Source organism: Photobacterium sagamiensis, assembly GCF_050337085.1.
In the GTDB taxonomy this organism is placed as follows: domain Bacteria; phylum Pseudomonadota; class Gammaproteobacteria; order Enterobacterales; family Vibrionaceae; genus Photobacterium; species Photobacterium sagamiensis.
Genome location: NZ_JAKJSP010000031.1, coordinates 1 through 17,109, shown reverse-complemented (window position 1 = coordinate 17,109; position 17,109 = coordinate 1). Strand labels below are relative to the sequence as shown.

Annotated in this window: 11 protein-coding genes and 1 pseudogene; 7 read left to right on the top strand and 5 right to left on the bottom strand. The window is 40.4% G+C overall.

Annotated features, from left to right (window positions below):
• Positions 1-118: 118 nt before the first annotated feature.
• Both L4D76_RS15730 and L4D76_RS15725 read right to left on the bottom strand, forming a co-directional pair.
• A complete protein-coding gene (locus L4D76_RS15730) occupies positions 119-1,291 on the bottom strand; it encodes a cyclic di-GMP phosphodiesterase (RefSeq protein WP_428441896.1) in 1,173 nt (390 codons plus the stop codon).
• A 259-nt stretch (positions 1,292-1,550) separates the two neighbouring features.
• On the bottom strand, positions 1,551-2,474 hold the full coding sequence (locus L4D76_RS15725) for an NmrA family NAD(P)-binding protein (protein ID WP_428441844.1): 924 nt from the start codon (positions 2,472-2,474) through the stop codon (positions 1,551-1,553).
• A gap of 104 nt (positions 2,475-2,578) precedes the next feature.
• Here L4D76_RS15725 and L4D76_RS15720 point away from each other — a divergent pair, with 104 nt between their 5' ends.
• Positions 2,579-3,112: a LysR family transcriptional regulator gene (locus L4D76_RS15720; protein WP_428441843.1), complete on the top strand. Its 534-nt coding sequence runs from the start codon at positions 2,579-2,581 to the stop codon at positions 3,110-3,112.
• A gap of 781 nt (positions 3,113-3,893) precedes the next feature.
• Here the strand turns inward: L4D76_RS15720 and L4D76_RS15715 are convergent.
• Positions 3,894-4,790: a LysR family transcriptional regulator gene (locus L4D76_RS15715; protein WP_428441842.1), complete on the bottom strand. Its 897-nt coding sequence runs from the start codon at positions 4,788-4,790 to the stop codon at positions 3,894-3,896.
• 227 nt (positions 4,791-5,017) lie between these two features.
• Here L4D76_RS15715 and L4D76_RS15710 point away from each other — a divergent pair, with 227 nt between their 5' ends.
• The 4 genes from L4D76_RS15710 (at position 5,018) to L4D76_RS15695 (ending at position 12,058) form a co-directional block, all read left to right on the top strand.
• Positions 5,018-6,112 carry an alcohol dehydrogenase family protein gene (locus tag L4D76_RS15710; RefSeq protein WP_428441841.1) on the top strand — a complete coding sequence of 365 codons (1,095 nt, stop codon included), beginning with the start codon at positions 5,018-5,020 and terminating at the stop codon, positions 6,110-6,112.
• 413 nt (positions 6,113-6,525) lie between these two features.
• Positions 6,526-10,353, top strand: coding sequence for an nSTAND3 domain-containing NTPase (locus L4D76_RS15705; RefSeq protein WP_428441840.1), 3,828 nt, complete (start codon positions 6,526-6,528; stop codon positions 10,351-10,353).
• A 609-nt stretch (positions 10,354-10,962) separates the two neighbouring features.
• Positions 10,963-11,430 carry a hypothetical protein gene (locus L4D76_RS15700; protein WP_428441839.1) on the top strand — a complete coding sequence of 156 codons (468 nt, stop codon included), beginning with the start codon at positions 10,963-10,965 and terminating at the stop codon, positions 11,428-11,430.
• Between the two features lie 139 nt (positions 11,431-11,569).
• Positions 11,570-12,058, top strand: a complete 489-nt coding sequence (locus tag L4D76_RS15695) for a HEPN domain-containing protein (protein ID WP_428441838.1) — start codon at positions 11,570-11,572, stop codon at positions 12,056-12,058.
• Positions 12,059-12,482: 424 nt separating this feature from the next.
• On the opposite strand, the gene L4D76_RS15690 is transcribed toward L4D76_RS15695, so the two are convergent.
• Together L4D76_RS15690 and L4D76_RS15685 are read right to left on the bottom strand one after the other, a co-directional pair.
• Positions 12,483-13,604: a hypothetical protein gene (locus tag L4D76_RS15690; protein ID WP_428441837.1), complete on the bottom strand. Its 1,122-nt coding sequence runs from the start codon at positions 13,602-13,604 to the stop codon at positions 12,483-12,485.
• Positions 13,597-14,565, bottom strand: coding sequence for a hypothetical protein (locus tag L4D76_RS15685; protein WP_428441836.1), 969 nt, complete (start codon positions 14,563-14,565; stop codon positions 13,597-13,599). The genes L4D76_RS15690 and L4D76_RS15685 overlap by 8 nt, the downstream gene beginning before the upstream one ends.
• Positions 14,566-15,768: 1,203 nt before the next feature.
• On the opposite strand from L4D76_RS15685, the gene L4D76_RS15680 reads away from it, so the two are divergent.
• Both L4D76_RS15680 and L4D76_RS15675 read left to right on the top strand, forming a co-directional pair.
• A complete protein-coding gene (locus L4D76_RS15680) occupies positions 15,769-16,278 on the top strand; it encodes a hypothetical protein (protein WP_428441835.1) in 510 nt (169 codons plus the stop codon).
• A 276-nt stretch (positions 16,279-16,554) separates the two neighbouring features.
• Positions 16,555-17,109, top strand: a pseudogene (locus L4D76_RS15675) (transposase); the annotation flags it as partial.

Below are 17,109 nucleotides of genomic sequence, written 5' to 3'. Positions count from 1 at the left end.
AGACTACCCCTTACGACATTGACACGGAAATAGGTCGCCCATGGCGGCCTATTTTGTATCTGCGTAATCATTGGGGAGATTTAACGTTATGGGCTCGTCCCGACAGGCGGATCCAGAACTATCGAAACGGTGTCGGATCAATACCAATTTTCCCCGGCGTTAGCCCACCTTCAATGTTTAACTCACTTTTAGCAAGGTTGATGTATTTAACCTGGCGATAGCTATTGAATTTCAATGAATAAAAGCATTTAACGACAGGCTTGGTCATCTCTTTTTTATTTGATTTCCAGACCAGGCCTACCAGGCCATCAGACAGTTTAACTAGCGATCCGACAGGATAGAAACCGACACAACGAATAAACTGTTTAAGTAAAGAGGGGTCTAGATGATGCGGGGCTAATCCCATCATCAATTTGAAAGCAGCTGCCGGGCTCATGGCTTCCTTATAACATCGGGTGGCGGTTAAGGCGTCGTAAATATCAGCGATACCGCTCATACGTCCCACCAGAGTGATGTTTTTGTCTTTTAATCCGTTCGGATACCCACTACCATCCAGCTTTTCATGGTGCATCAGGCTAACGTCTATACTGACTCGGGACAGGCCGGGAAAGCGTTCTAAAATGGGTTGTGACAATACCTGATGAAGCTTCATGTGTTCAAACTCTTCCGCCGTGAGCTTGCCAGGCTTATGTAATATTTCGTCTTGAACCTGGGTTTTACCTATATCATGAAGCACTCCGCCGACCGCAAGATCTTTCAGTACAGCTGGCTCAAAACCGAGGAAACGGCCAAAATTGACCAGGAGAAAAGCGACATTCAGCGAGTGTTCCAGTAAGTAACAGTCTTTATTTCTGAGTGCAGCCACACATTGAAAGGCATCGGGGCTATGCACAATCGAATTAACGATGCCATCAGCAAGATCTTTAATAGGCTCAATATCGACACTTTTGCCCTGATAGACCTCCTCCAGTACTTTCCCCAGAAGATCTTTCGATTCATCTATCAGGTGGCGCGCCTGATCTACATCAACACTAAAGCTAATATTATGTCCTGATCTTGAAGCTCTGGGAGGATTACGACTTTCCACAGAAGCTGTAGGCGTACCACTTATTTCAACGAAGCGAGCCGGATCGATCCATACCGACACAATTCCTTTATTGCGTAGATTTTCGAGAGCCTTCTGATGCTTTACTACTCCCGGGTTGGACACTGAAATTCGTCGCTCTTGATCTTCAACGTCAACAACGAACATTCCAATTTGAATTTCGCTAACCGGTAATTTTTCCAACATCACTTAATTGTTTCCATGCTAACTATCTCCCCAGGTCATTATAGGCACAAATTATTATTACTCCTGGCAATAATGCACAATTTTGTTTGATCACACCTCTTTTGATTCCATGAGAGAGTTATTTCAGTAAGAGTTGCTGACTATATAAGCAACGTGTGAAGTGGGCCATTTTTTTGCGCCAGGTAGCAGTAGGGGATAAACATTCGTACGTTTGAGTTATTTAAATCTGGATCGCCCTGCCGTCAACCCGCGGCATTTTTTATTTTTTTTGCCAGCAACGCTGGAGCGCCAGTTCCAGTGGGGTATGAATGAGCTTGCTGTTCGATATTCCATTAAAGGTATTGTTGGGGAGTTTAAAACCTTGCTGCCAAAGGCTTCGCATTTTTAAAAAGCCCCGGAACAGTGGTGAAAACAATGCAATCAGTTTCATTGCAGACCAATGTAAACGGGTAATGGCAACGGGTTTTCCGGTACTCAATTCCAGACAACGGGCAATCTCGTTCATACTGGCTTTATGGCCAGGGTAGTAGATCATATCAAAAGCGGCAAAATCTTGTTGTTTATGAGTTACCAGTTGCACCAGGTTTTCAGCCAGATCAGGTAGATAGGTCCAGTGGTGTGCCAAAGCTCTCGGGCTAGGTGATTGAATAATTAGCTTGTGTTCGGTTTCTTTGATTAACATGCCCAGATAGCAGGTGTTATGGCTGCAGCTTAAAGTGTGGCCGAAACATAATACTAAGATTTTTGCTCCGGCCTTTTCGGCTTGTCGCAATCGGTTGGTGAGCCTGGGTGAAATACCTACTTTAACGGGGTATTTGTTATTCCAAAAAGCAAGCGAAGGTCGTGAATTCGGGTTAATGTTATATTTATTTGTCGTAATGATTAGCTGCAAATGAAAATGCTCAGCTAACGCTATGATCTGTTTTAACTGAAAAATGAGGTCGCGATTGTAGATATCAGTTTCTTGTTGGTGGAAAAAAATCGCATCGACGTCCTCAGCAAGCTGATAAAGAAAATCGAGATCGTTACGTGCTAACTCAACTAATGTGAGGTTACCTGTAATGGGGGCGTTAACGTCACTATTTTTTACTATGCCAACCACTTCCCAGTCATGCTGGACTAAAGCGTGGCAAAGATTAGAGCCCATTTCCTGACCGACTCCGAATACCAAGGCTTTTCTCATTCGTTAATCCCATCCGTGCGACTTATATCATTATTTCTTTTAATCAGTTTGTCCCGTGTTAGCGATATAGTAAAGCTACATGCAGGCATAGCAGGTATACGAATATGAATAGTATGGAATGGAATAGTATTCGGATATTTCTTGCAGTTGCTGAACAAGGCAGTATGTCAGCAGCGGCACAAGTCTTGGGGATGTCGCAACCGACGGTCAGTCGACATATTCAAGCTCTGGAAGAGAAAACCGGGCTTAATCTTTTTGATCGCTCAACCAGTGGCTTGAAAGTTACTGATGTGGGGAGCCGGCTATTGGAATCGGCGAGGGATACCGCGTCAGGCGCTGAGCGATTTTCGCGTCACGTGAATGCGAACTCTATGGATCTCGGTGGACATGTTCGGCTCGCGGTGAATGAATTGATGGGCTATTACTTTCTCCCTGAAGCGATTTCAGCGTTTCAACGAGAGTATCCATCCATAGAGGTGGAAATTTTAGTCTCCAATAGCAAGGTGAACTTGAATAAGCGGGATGCGGATATTTCAATTTGCCAGAATAAACCCGAACAACCGGATTTGGTTGTGACCCATTTGGCGGATAAACCGTTAGGTTTTTCTGCTTTATCTCTACAAAAAACACCCGCTTGAGTGGGTGAGTGAGTGAACGAACTCAGGCCACATAAGGGCTGGTCTTAGGTAGCTCACTACAAATTCCATTACAAAAGTTAGCAGTTTTGTAAAGGACGGCTTTTCAGTTCATAATCCCCACCAAATCTCCCCCATCTTTTGTCTCAAATCCTTTACACTTTTACCCACTAACGCAACCACCGATCTGCCAGTAAATTCAAAATTACTTCGATTAATGTGGCAGCTACAGTAGTGACCACTACGACAATTTGAACGCTGTTAGTCCGCTCTATAGCTTAGCAGGGGGCGCATTGCTGCGCATCGAACTTTGCCCCTTCCTGTACGTTACCGCTTCGCGGGGCTTCGGGCGGATTTCAATCCAACGCTCTTCAAACGTTCTTTCCGCCCTTACATCGCTGCTGCGCGATAATTACCAATCTTCTAGCAAATTTCTAATCACACCAACATGCCTATCTGCCAGTAATTCTCACCCCAGTTTTAACGGTAGTAAACCAGCAGTCTCTGTTGCCCACGTCCGTTTAAGTTCGCTTTTTCCCACAAGCGAGCATTGTCATTAAGTGGTTTTTGCCCCATTCCTGCTTAGAGTTTTAGCTCATTAATATCCTGTTCACGTCGATTTTCGATATTTGAAGTAATGTGGTGACGGGCGATTACTGAGAGTCGGCAACGCTCATAACTCCCATTTGTGAGCGTTGCGCAAAATTCTTCAGTTCAGGTGCGTGGTGTTTTTTTTTGTCCGCTTTTAGAAAAAGCGTGCGAGAGAGTCTTGCTCGAAATTTCCCTAAACAGATGTATTTCCTAACCGTTGGGTGGTGCTGGCTAGCCGCAAGCATTCTGCTATTTTAGTTAGTATTGGTTCGTCTATCATTGGTGAATTAATCATATTCATATTGAGCACTAAATTACTTTTTAAAATACTTGAAGATACCTCTTGGATTTTGCAAGCATCAAACATCGATTCTGGTAACAGCGATATGGCRAAACCGGAATGAACGGCGGTGGCGACATTTTCGAGTATTGAACTGCTAAATACCTGCCGATATGAGATATTGGCTTTTTTCAATCCACTGATACATAAATCGCTAACGATGCAGTTATCATCATAAATGGCGACAGGTACTTCTTTCAGTTCTTTCAAATTGATATGGGTAGAGGCTGACCATATCAATCGCTCACTCCAGAGCAATAGCTCATCTGTGTAGTCTGCTTCCCCTGCAACAATAGCAATATCCAATTCGCCAGCTTCCAGCTTCTCTCGTAAGTTTCGACTACGGTCACAGACTATTCTCGCTTCAAGGTTTGGAATCTCACGGGTCAATACTGGCATAAAGTAATTTAAAAAATCTTGGGCATAGTCCGTCGGAACGCCAAAATTGAACTGACCGGACAGGTCTCGCTCATTTAATGCCGAAAAGGTTGCGTTATTGAGTTTCAGAAACTGTTCGCTGTAGCCGAGTAAGGTTTCTCCGGCATCGGTTAATTGTATCCCCCGGTTGCTGCGTTCCATCAGCGTGCAGCCAACCAATTCCTCTAGTCTCTTCATCTGCATACTAACGGCTGCTTGAGAGCGGAAAATGGCTTCAGCTGCTTTCTTTAATTCTCCGGTCTTAGCGACCATGACAAAGGTACGCAATAACTCAAGATCGAGCAATAGATCCATTTTCAACCTTTTATCCATCTCAGCTATCTCTTCTGCTTTATAAATTAGATGYTTACGATTCARTTCATAAATTCTGAATCGAAGGTTAACTATTATTCGTTTGGTTGAAGTATACGTTTTTTTTATTGTTATAGGTAGTTGAGCTGTTCCGGCTKTCAAGCGCTGATACGTGAAGAAAGAGTTGGAATAGCAATAATGTGAACAAGTTGTTGTCGTTCAATGAGATCGAGGAGAGTGATATCACAATGAACAAGCTACCTAAGAAAATGTCTGGYGTTCTATTGACTGGTCACGGAGGTTTAGAAAAACTGGAGTATCGCACTGACTTGCCAGTACCAACTCCAGAAAAAGGTGAGGTACTTATYAAGGTTGGAGCWAGTGCGGTGAACAATACCGATATTAACACCCGTATCGGGTGGTATTCAAAATGCGTAATAGAACAAACCAATGCTGGCGCTTTCGATGGCTTTCAGACTATTAATGACAATGATGCCAGTTGGTCTGGTATTCCAGTTAAGTTTCCCCGGATACAAGGTGCTGATTGTTGCGGTGAAATAGTAGCAGTCGGAGAACAAGTCAGCTCTGACCGAATTGGAGAACGGGTGCTGGTGCGAACTTTGCAGCAAACGGTAATGACAGAGGCTGAGTACAGTTGTATTACTTATGGCTCTGAGTGTGATGGTGGCTTTGCCCAGTATACCAAGGTACTGGCAACGGAAGCGTTTCCGATTCGAAGCTCGTTGAACGATGCTGAATTAGCTTCGTTTCCATGCGCGTACTCAACGGCTGAAAATATGATCGATCGGGCCAACGTTAAACCCARTGATACAGTTCTCATTACAGGTGCATCCGGTGGTGTTGGGTCAGCTGCGGTGCAATTGGTCAAACGACGTCATGCTGAGGTCATTGCTATCTGTAGTGAAAATAAAATGGAGCAACTTATTGCGCTCGGGGCAGATAAAGTGATTCCACGTGGACGAAACCTGCTTGATTTCTTGGGGCAAGACTCAGTGGAYGTTGTAATTGATCTCGTTGCAGGGAAGCAATGGCCAGAACTCCCCGRTCTACTACGAAAAGGAGGCCGCTATACTGTTGCAGGAGCAATCGCGGGGCCAATAGTGGAACTGGATGTCAGAACGTTATATYTAAAGGATTTGAGTTTTTTTGGYTGYACCTACCARCCTAGATCAGTGTTCGARAACCTGATCCGATATATTGAACGTAGTGAGCTTCAMCCCTTAGTCGCAAAACAATATTCATTGMAAGAAATTAAAAGCGCACAACAGGAYTTTATGGYTAAAAAATTCGTAGGRAAGCTGATATTACTGCCGTCTCAGTAATATTGATTAAATTCGTTGACACCTTTGTTTCTTTTCGTTTGCCCAACACAGTATATATGGAGTTGCCGAAGGGYTAAAACGCTGGCTAAGCATATAAGGGCTTGAACAAAAGTTTAAGTTTTCAAGATACTTTTCCTAATGTAAATCAACCTTGTTGGAGTCGCAACTCTAACAAGGTTCTGTCCCTCAATGATTTAGAGCAGAAAGTCTAAGTGATTTCTGCCCCATTGTGTGTTTCGGCTACTTGATACCACACTGCACCAAAGCATCATTTGACCAAAGTTTCCTAACCGGTGTTGTGTCGAAGGACGTACCCTAAACCACTTCAACTCACTGTACAGAATCCACACTTTCATTCTATCTGTATGATATCATGATAGAAATAGAGAATTTTTTATGTTGGTGTGTGATTTATGTCTATAGCTTTGACTGGTCCTGGCAAGTATGACTTTCAAGACCTTGTGTGTATCAACTACATCCTTAAGTTCTACGATAAGGATGGTGTGAAGTTTTTAGTTGAACCTAACGGAGGAGAAGATGCTGAGTTATCTTTTCTTGACGATACTGGTCAGTCACTCCAATTTGAAATTCAGGTAAAAGGTTCTGAAGAACCTGTTACTTATGAAAAAGTTGCTGAATGCCTTGGGCATTTCCCTGCATACGGTACTAATGATTTTTTACTTGAACGTCTTCTTTCAAATAAAAACGCTCGCGCTGTATTAGTTATGTCTGGTAGAGCGAGCGACTCATTGCAAAAGTATCTTCCCAGAGGTGACTGGGACGGAAGCATTCATAAAACGACAGCGTTCAATCAGCAAGAAGCCCAACTAGTTTTAAATGCCGTTAAAGCTTATGCGCACTCACTACCAGATACTAAAACAAATATTAGTCGTAAAAGTCATATTGACCAGTTCATTAAATCTGTAAGTGTCAAAGATGTTAGAGAAGCGCTTAGCCGTTTGATTGTTTTAGACAACGTAAGCAATAATTCTCTTACTGATAGCTGCCGTAGAATATTGAGGAAAGACTTTTATATCCCAGATGATATGTTTTCTGATACCATCAATGGATTAACAACCATTATAAAGGATGGCAAAACATCTCAAACAGATACAATTGTTCCCTTCCTACAGAAGCTTAATGAGAAGCCTGTACTCTCTATTCAACCCAAAAACTACATCACAAGAAATCAAGAAGATGCTTGGCTGGAGCAGTTAAGAAAGGATGACCACCTGCTGCTATCAGGAAGACCTAGGGTAGGTAAAAGCAATACCGCCAAATGGATCGCTTCAAAATATCAAGAAGAAGGTTATTCCGTATTGCTGACCCAACATGTTGACGAGGCGGAACGTTTTCTACTTGATCCAGTAAGCGCTCCTAGATTGGTTGTACTTGATGATCCATTAGGCGGGGTACATCCTGTGAATAAGCCAAATGAAAGTCTTGGACTATTGAAGAAGCTTATCACTAACTTACGCCCAAACCGGAAATTAATTGTTTCTCAAGGACAAGAACGATTACTAGAGGTTACTGAGACCGAAATACTTGCTGATGCTGGTATTGGGGGAACCCACTGGGTAGACCTCTCTGACGTACCAGTAGATCTCCTTCTTAATTATTGGGAATATTTGAGAGGAGAATTTTCTATTTCAGATAACATTTTCACTATGGTACATGATTCGTTAAAACAAGGACAATTTAACATTGAACTAGGATGTTTAACTTATTTGGCGTCTGAACACAAAAAAATTCAACATAACCCAAGTATTGATCAAGTCTTACGCTTTGCTAGAAAAAATGCTATTGATTTGGGTAAGGCTCTTAACGAAGAAGGTTGTAAAAATATATTAATGGGTCTCGCGATAACCAGCAGTAATTTAGAGCCTGTCGAAGAAAAAGATCTTGCTTATGCATTAACAAATTGCGAGCCAATCACGTATGGTTATTCTCACATAGCTACAACCTACAGCTCTTTTGGTAAAACAAAAGATAGAGAAATTCACGTTTTTCCCAAATACAGTCATAGCCCAGAACTTTCAGAAGCCGATTCAGATAGCCTTGATTTATTAGAGCTACGTTGTATGGTTGAGTATAATGATTATGACCAAGCTACTTTTTCTCATCCATTCTACCGCTCTGCTGCCGAGTCACTATTCAAATTTAGCACTCGAAGAATATTCCCTAAAATTGAACAGATTTTAACAAACGGAATTTTTTGTCTATCTCCATCAACCGCTAGGGCGAGTGCCAGAAACCTCAACTGGATTTATGAACGGGTAAAAAAAGACTCCGATAAAGTTAAAGTATTTGAGCTTGCCAAACTCGGTCTAAATTCTAGCTATCCATCAGTGCGAGATATATGTTTTGAGTTCTTGATTGATAATATATCAAGTTTTCCTAATGAATGTAAGAATGAGCAAAGTAAATGGATTTATAAAGTTAATGGGAAAGACCTCACCATTTTGGAATGGCTAGATGGACAGCCATGGTATCCGATGGGTGAAAACATGCACCTAGAAACACCGTGGTTTAGCACTTGTAACGAAGATAAAGCTATTCAAATACTTTCTTGCATTAATAATGATGCTGCAATAGTTATTACTCCAAAAGATGCTTATTATGTACTGACTTACTTAGAAGACAAACCTGAAGAGTTGACTCATGGCGCTATATCTAGAATATTAAGTATTAACGAAGGCTTAATTCGTGCACTTGCTGTAAAACTTTGGATTAAAGCAAACCGAGTAAATGATAGTCAAATACTTGACCGTATTTTTAGAGATAGACATCCCGCTGTAGCTGAATCAATATTCAAATCGGCAATCCGTTCTTGGAATCAATTTAACTCTGAGCGTCAGAACTACTTATGTACTGGGTTAGTAAAATTAGCAGACCAACCTGTGCTAGCAAATGCGATTATTGATGATCTTGTTGTATTCGAGCGTCCACATAAGATGGGAGAAAACCCTCCATGGAAAGTATTTGCTCAACTCTTACCAATCGCATTATCATCCCTACCACCTAATGCGAAGTTTGATTTTGGACGTTTAGGCTGTGTGGTAGATGAAGCTATCAGAATTTTAGACCTAAAGTCCATCATTCCTATTATTGATGGTTGGATAACGCTACTTGAGAAACTCGCGGTCGAAAAGCTCCCAGACGATCATGCTCTTGCTGTTACGGGTACACTGCTTAAAATAACTAAATCGAACGATAAAGCTAGGGCAGGGCTCATAAGACGATTGTTATACATAAAAGGCACAGGACCTCTTGTACGCGTCATTTCAGATTTAATGTATGACTGGGCTGTTCTAACAGATGAAGAGAAAGAACTTGTTATCGAACTACTATGCACAGACAGCGAAGATAAGTATTGGCGACAAGCGGCAGTTTTAACTTCACATAGAGTCCCTTATGAACTTCTAAAATTAATCGCTCCTGATTGCCGTTGTCAATCTTCAGACATGTTGCAAGCTGAGGATATCTTGATTTTACCTCCCAAACTTCTATCATCAGCGGTTAAAATGTATATCGGAGAGCCTCAACCATTGTGGTGGATTGGAACCCATCACAGAGAACAAAACGTTTGGCCTAAGGTTATCGAATTAATCGCACATAGACCTTCGCACCCACTTTTTAAACAAGCTTTTAATCAACTAATGTTCAAAGGGGCTTGTACACAACTTTGCCTAATTGTTACTAAATTTGGAGCCAACCACTCGGATGTCTTATTTGAATTAATGTTTCAATACAAACTTGACACAAGTGGAGAATTTATGCCCGAAGTGTGGGAAGCTTTATTCAATGTAGCTCCAGATACTAAAACATGTTCAACATGGATAGAGAAGATGGCTTCACATTCATTAACTATTCTGAATTCATTAGAAGAAGCTAAAGAATGGATACCAAAAAATTTCTTAAATGAGTTTTATTCCTACTTTAAAAGTGACTTATTGATAATAAATGCCCTCGTCAACTTTGTTCGGTTAAACGATGAAGAATCGGAATACTTGACTAAAGATCATCTACATCAGATAAAGGCTGGTATAGCTGTACTATTCGAAGAACATCCACCTTTACACTATGATACATGTAGCTTTGCTCAAAGAATGATGCAAAAGCTGGGTTACTCATCACAGGAGACTCAGTTTATTCAGACGAGGCGTGATGAGTTAATCGAAAAACTAAAAGCAGACAACAGTGTCACTAAATCAGAACAAATAACAGATTGGATTTTTTGAGGTGATATTCCAGATTAAAATTACACTTCTACTATGTAATTTATAGACGTGACATAGTGATTCCAAGCACTTTGCCAGTACATGATAGAGTAGTAGCTCTGATGGACCTTTTTTAGAAAGGTTCCATTAGGCTACAATCTACAGTAAGAAGTTGCTCAATAGTACGCAGCAACTTCTTCTTTTCTATTCCGCTCCCCCTCTTTAGGTGTCGTTTGCACTTCTTGCCAACCTAGTTAGATAACTAAGATTCAACTACGCAGAGATTAGCTAATTAGGACACAAAGCGCCGAAACCGTAATACCATTCTTGGCTATATCGTTTTTGTCCAGCTCTGTGCAAGGTCTTCAAGCTGGCACAGTTTTGCCCCAAAATCATTTAGTGCAAAAGATCATACACATCCTATTAATACGTATTTTCCCTACCAACATTTATCCGAAAGGGGCGTGCTACGAGCATGGAAAGAAATTATGCCTCAATGTCGAATCTAACCATCACTTCGTCATGCTAACTTATTGATTGTCAATTGAACTGCTGAATGAAAGACGGCATCATAGCAGTATAGAAAACGGCTGGCAGCCGTATAGAAGGCGTGATGAGTTAGAGGTAATTATGGAATCTTCAGCAAAGCAAGGGTTTAGATTTGCTCGCTTTATGAGGCTACTTCCCGTAGGCGAAGATAAGGTCTTAGTTGTCCTTAAAGGGCATTTATTAATCGAAGAACTTTTGAGCGATATTTTAAGCCGCCACCTGAGCTTAGATAATCCTCTAGGTATAAAAATCACTGATAATATGATGTTCGCCAAAAAATTAGAGTTATGTTGGGCACTATCGAAATCTACAGAGTTACCCGATGAGTTTTGGGTTGCAATGAAAAAGCTGAATACGATTCGAAACAAATATTCGCACAATATTTCACCTTCAGGGATTGATGTAAAAATACAAGACTTCACTTGTGAAGTTGAGCGACTTGACCCCTTTGGTTATATAAAAGATGGTGAAGACTCTAAGTTTGAACTTTCAATCAGTTGCTTATACATTATGCTAAATGAGCAATTGGGTGCTTTGCGAAACTCATAACAAGAGACTAAGGCAGATTCCCAACGCTTGGCATTCTCAGTTCAAGGTTGGGTTTTGTGTTTAAGGTGCAATAGGTTAGGTGGTGGCGTTGCACACTACTTAACGCGACGTTAGCCTTCTTAAGGAGTATATAGATCAAATGTCAGTTCAAAAAATGCATGGTGGGGCGATCCATACGGCTGAAGAGTTTGTGTTAGCGGGTTTAGAGGCATCAAAGAGTGTTGAAAATAATCGTTTAGTAGCTCCTGTTATGGTCTGTTTCGCTTTTGCATCAGAGTTATTCCTTAAGGGGGAGTTAGCAAATCAAGGAATTGACCCTGGTAAGGAGCATAGCCTTTGGAGCTTGTATAAACTACTTCCAGAAGATAGGAAAAACTGGGTAAGACGAATGTATGTTCACCTAGTTGATGATATTGAAAAAGCTAGTTTTGAAAGAGAAATACAGCGTTGGTCTAAATCATTTATAGAGATTAGGTACTGGCATGATCAAACATCAAAAGAGCAGGCATATTTTGATTTTTCTAACTTCATACCAAATCTCGCGATCAGCTTATATAACGCTTACTCACACATAGACGAATTTCCAATATTTGAGTTTCCGCAACTTCGAGGAAAACATAGCAAGTAACAGAATGCTAACAAGCGTTTAAATTTTCAAGATACTTTTTCTAATCTGGTAGAAACGGTTTGGAGCAATACTCCTAAATCATTCCTGTCCAAAGGTGTGCTGACGTGGATGTGTAACACACCTTTGCCCCATAATAAGTTGGCCAGGTTTGACCGCTCAGTTCACCAAATAGTCTCTGACTTACTTTTTCTCATACAAGTAAAGTGTCTACAATGTTCAGGACTTACCAGTTGTTTACAAGCAAGGATTTTGAGTAAGAAAATCACATACGCTACCTTTGATACAAATATTCTTAACTGGCCTATCAGGGTGAAAGATTTGCCACTACTTGATTTAAAAAGCAATGACAAATCAATGGAAATGATAGTGCTAGAGAGGCTGTATCTAAATTGAAATGATAAGCAACAACAGACTTAAATGAGCATTATTTTATACGCTTACGTATGATTTCATGAATGATACTCCGAGCATCATCTTTGAATGGATCATCTCTCTTAAGTCTATGAAAAATGTCATTGCGTATATTTAATTGTAACTCAGTTAAAATTTCAACTGCTTCGTCAACAGTATCGATAGTCAAGTTTGTTGCTAGATGAAATTTTCCAGTTGATGTCTTATTAATGTTAATTGCTCGATTAAGCGCTTTATTATCTCCCTCTGGTATCATTGAGCAAGTACTTGGACCATATACCTTACCATTACCACCACATAGTAAATCTTTGTCTAATTGCATTCCTTTCCAGTTCTGAGCGTAATACCACTTTGCGAAGTTTTGAAAATTATGCCACTCCTCAACTACTATCACGCCTTTGTATGATGGTTGACGTAGCTGGTTTTTTTCGCTGTAACACCTTGTGAGCATATTACTCCACGCAAAGTAGGCACGACACTTAACTCTTCCTGGTTCAAAAGGGTTATTCCCGTCAGTATAAGTCGATTTATAAGGTCCAACACCATGATAGCCTATGGCATGTATTATTGGCTTTATCTTGTCCCAAACCTCACCATTTCTTATCTCATGAGCTGAAGCGGTTGTATTATAACCAGTTTCGACAAATTTAACATCAACACATTTTGCATGATGGTATGTTATTACTTTTAGCTCTCCATAATTTTTTGTTTTGTGGAGATAACCTGGCTGCATATCAAAGGGGACTTCAATATTTGGTTTCCCAGCCGCACTACCTGGCGGTTTTAATACCCCCTCGTAAATTCTTGTCACAGATGATTTTATTTCATCGCCAGTGTTTAGAAACTTAACAAGTACATCAGTACCGGAGTTATATTTTAAAACTTCAATGTCGCCATGATAATTTGTGGGGAATATATCACCTACCTTTATAGATGGTTTATTAGGTGAGGTACGGGGCAGAGACGGGTCATGAATATTACCTTTTCTTAAACATGAACTAAATGTCCACTTTTCTACTCCAGTATTATCAAATCTTGCTAATATTTTTTTAGAATTAATCACTTGAATAACTTCAATCATCCCACAGTTAGTAGTGTTAAATCTGTCGCCTACTTTAATTGGATCCTTAATCATGCTTAAGTTGCTCCTTTAATGACTTGATAATTCTTGTCTTTATAGTTCTATACGGGTCATCTAAAGGGTCTACCTTATTTATTTTTTTAAAGATAGATGCTCTCAATGCCAGTTCATTCTGAACAGCGTACTCAATAGCATCATCAAACTCATCATACGTCTTAGAGATGATAATCCTGCATTTTCCAGATGTTTTAGTTTTGTCTACTAATTTGATATAACCTAAGGTATTAAGCATGGAGTTGTCGCGCTTTGATAACATGACGCAACGGTCAGGCGAATATACTTTGTTTACTCCTAATGCTAATAGATCTTTATCAACAGCCTTTCCTCTCCAGTCTTGTTTTTCAAACCAATCTGCAAAATTTTGGAAGTTGTGCCAAATCTTATCGACTTTGACATTACTATAGGTAGGTCTTTTGGCTAAAGATTTAGGACAATAGCAACGCTTCAGAATACCAGACCAAGCATCGTAAGCTGGAGATCTTGTTTCACCAGGGAGATAAGGGTTATCAGTAACATATGCTGTTTTATGCCTACCAATACCTATAAATCCAACATTGTAATATCTTTTGGCCATTGGGTCGTAAGCAGCACCTTTCCTTATATTTCCAGATGAAAAACTCTCACGATAACCAGTGTCAATAAATTTTACTCTGACATCATTAGCAGCCTTATACTCTTCAATAATCAACTGACCAGAGACGTTGGTATTATGCACAGTACCAGTTTGCATATCATCAGGAATATCTTTTTTTTCAATACCATATGGTTGTTTGGGATCTCGAATCCCCATGCCAGATCTAATGTTATATGCTGAAGTCCACTTTTCAGTTCCGGTGCGCTTAAATCGTACTAATACTTTTTTTGCAGTTAAGTATTCAACAACAACTATTGTTCCATAGTGTTTTGTTTCATATGATTTTCCTTCTTTTATTGAAGGCTTTGAACCAGATTTCATGATATTAAACTCCTTGGATCAAACATCAAACCAGCTATGTCTGAGATGTTTTTACTGGTCAGATTTTTTTCATACCGTAATAGTAGATGAGATTTTTAACTTTGCCGTATAATTTTAACTGTTCTGATTGAGGCGGATTTATACTCCTTCCTAAATAGCAGCTTGCGTCTGAATGATCGTGTGCAAGTGATGTATTGGGGCTACCTCAACCCTTTACAGAAGCTTGACGATAATATGGAAATGAAAGTGATGCTCGAAAGTGTATCTATGTACAGATTTACTGATGTTCGACGGGAAAGGAGAGATGATTTGGCAATAATCTGCCACTTTTACCATATGTAATAAATATCACTAGATTGTGTTAGTGAAAGAGAGAAAATCAATTTATGGTTACTAAGTTAATAACTCATATACCGAACTCGGTAAATAAATCAATGCTTAATGACCTGCATCACTGGATAACCTCGCAAAAGGTTGTAGGCTCGAGCCAGTTTGGCAAAGCCATTAAGGCCAATGGCCGAAGCTTGAAAGATACATAGAAGGTGACAATCTTACTAGCGATAATCCCCGCGCTGTAAGGGTTAGTCAAGCCTGAGCCCGATATAGGCGCGTTACTTCCCAGGAACTTCAGGCATTAATATACGCCCCATGCGAGCATGGGGAGCTTACCGAAAACGTGCCTAACAAATAGAATAAGTGGTGCGCAACCGGCACGTTATTCGAGTGTTGTACAAGCCTGTCCTCCAATATTAAATTAAGTAAATTGCTCGGTTGAACACTGAAGAGGATGAAGCGCATGGCTGTTTTCAAGGTGAACGCTAATCAGTTTCGGTCAGACAGGACAGTTTGTTTGCGATTTTCCATACTTGTCGTAATTCATTAATTCCTAATTTAGCAAAGTCACTGACACGTAAATGTCCACCTTTGAGTCAGCGAGACCTTTGCTGACTCATTCATGCCCCAGAATTATTTATGCCTCGACATGACAAATTACTTATGTGGTCACTAATCCCTACAACGCCATGAGATTTGGATCCCACTTTCTCCCAAGAAGTTTCAATCACTCACAGCATAGTGAGTAAGTAAACTAGCCTTAAATACATAGACTTATGAGTGCTTAGTAACTATCTAGGTTTTAAAGCTGGTACTAGGTTGTTCTAGGAACATATTTTTGAACCATTTTGCCCAAGAAGGAATAGAACAATGATACTGAAAGAGATGGAATTACCTGAAATTCGTAATAGTAATCCCTTTGGTGATGATACTCATGCGAACCTCAACTTCAATGAGTCTAGCGTTGGTTTCTACTTTTACCCTGAAGATTTTGATAATTATGCCATAACCATACAATCACCTAACATTCCTTTTCTATTCGTGTGCGCAACAAATAGCTCAAGTCGAGAGGAAATTGAAGGTACCTGTAGTATTGAAACTGCATCTGCATTTACGGATGATAGTGAACAATACCATCAATACCTTTATGTTCAATTTAGTAATGAGGATGTACCTAACGCGAAGCCATTCATTTGGATAGGTCTTCGACTTAAGGACTTAGAGGAAGGGGCATATTTAACACTAAGGACAAATCATCGCTATAAAGCAATCAAAGTAGTCCAGTACAATGAAGCTACTTTTCAACTTGATACAAAAGCAACATTTGAGGACTGTAGCCAAAGTATGAAGCTCTACCTACATGACGAAGTAGCAAAGTAATTCTTCATACCGAAATTTAAAGTTGAGCTGTTCAAAAGGGATGTAGCGAGACGGGCTGGACTGCACAGACTTTAATAGATACTTTTCGCCTATTCTTGGAGAGTCTATGAAAGCATCGCTATGTCTTTTTTTACCATACTAAATGTTATTGATAGAAAGCTAAATCAGAGAGGTCACTGACACGTTTTTGTCCAGAGGTACCCCCTGTGTCAGGATAGTTGTCACCCCTTAGTTTTCATCTAATTGCTAAAACAGGGAGCGGTAACCTAGGTTGTAATGAATCTATATTCTCCAGAAAGAAAAGAGGCGGTTTTAAGCAAAGTTCTTCCACCTCAATCACGATCAGTTAGTGAAGTTGCACAAGAGGAAGGCATTCCGTACCACACCTTGTATCATTGGCTAAAACAGGTAAAAAACAATGGTAGTGCAATGTCGAATTCAACATCCTGGTCTGCTGAGAAGAAGTTTGCTGTAATTGTTGAAACAGCCCCGTTGACTGAATCTGAGTTAGCTAAATACTGTCGTGAAAGCGGGTTATATCCAGAGCAAATTAAGGCTTGGAAAGCGGATTTTTTACAAGGTGTTCAAGTAAAGAAAACAACAGGGAAAGCTGACCTCAAAGAGGCTCAAGCAGATAAAAAAGAAATTAAGCAACTCAAGCGAGAACTTCGTCGTAAGGAGAAAGCACTGGCTGAAACAGCGGCGCTATTGGTATTGCGAAAAAAGTTGAATGCGTTCTGGGACGACAACGAGGAGAGCTAACTCGGCTACCTGAGCGCAACATGCTGATGTCATTAATTAATGAGGCGTATACCGCTGGCGCAAGAAGAC

Excerpts from the sequence above, each read along its gene's own strand:
- L4D76_RS15680 (WP_428441835.1), top strand. The coding sequence starts at position 15,769 with ATGATACTGAAAGAGATGGAATTACCTGAAATTCGTAATAGTAATCCC.
- L4D76_RS15725 (WP_428441844.1), bottom strand. The coding sequence starts at position 2,474 with ATGAGAAAAGCCTTGGTATTCGGAGTCGGTCAGGAAATGGGCTCTAAT.
- L4D76_RS15720 (WP_428441843.1), top strand. The coding sequence starts at position 2,579 with ATGAATAGTATGGAATGGAATAGTATTCGGATATTTCTTGCAGTTGCT.
- L4D76_RS15690 (WP_428441837.1), bottom strand. The coding sequence starts at position 13,604 with ATGATTAAGGATCCAATTAAAGTAGGCGACAGATTTAACACTACTAAC.
- L4D76_RS15685 (WP_428441836.1), bottom strand. The coding sequence starts at position 14,565 with ATGAAATCTGGTTCAAAGCCTTCAATAAAAGAAGGAAAATCATATGAA.
- L4D76_RS15730 (WP_428441896.1), bottom strand. The coding sequence starts at position 1,291 with ATGTTGGAAAAATTACCGGTTAGCGAAATTCAAATTGGAATGTTCGTT.
- L4D76_RS15695 (WP_428441838.1), top strand. The coding sequence starts at position 11,570 with ATGTCAGTTCAAAAAATGCATGGTGGGGCGATCCATACGGCTGAAGAG.
- L4D76_RS15700 (WP_428441839.1), top strand. The coding sequence starts at position 10,963 with ATGGAATCTTCAGCAAAGCAAGGGTTTAGATTTGCTCGCTTTATGAGG.
- L4D76_RS15705 (WP_428441840.1), top strand. The coding sequence starts at position 6,526 with ATGTCTATAGCTTTGACTGGTCCTGGCAAGTATGACTTTCAAGACCTT.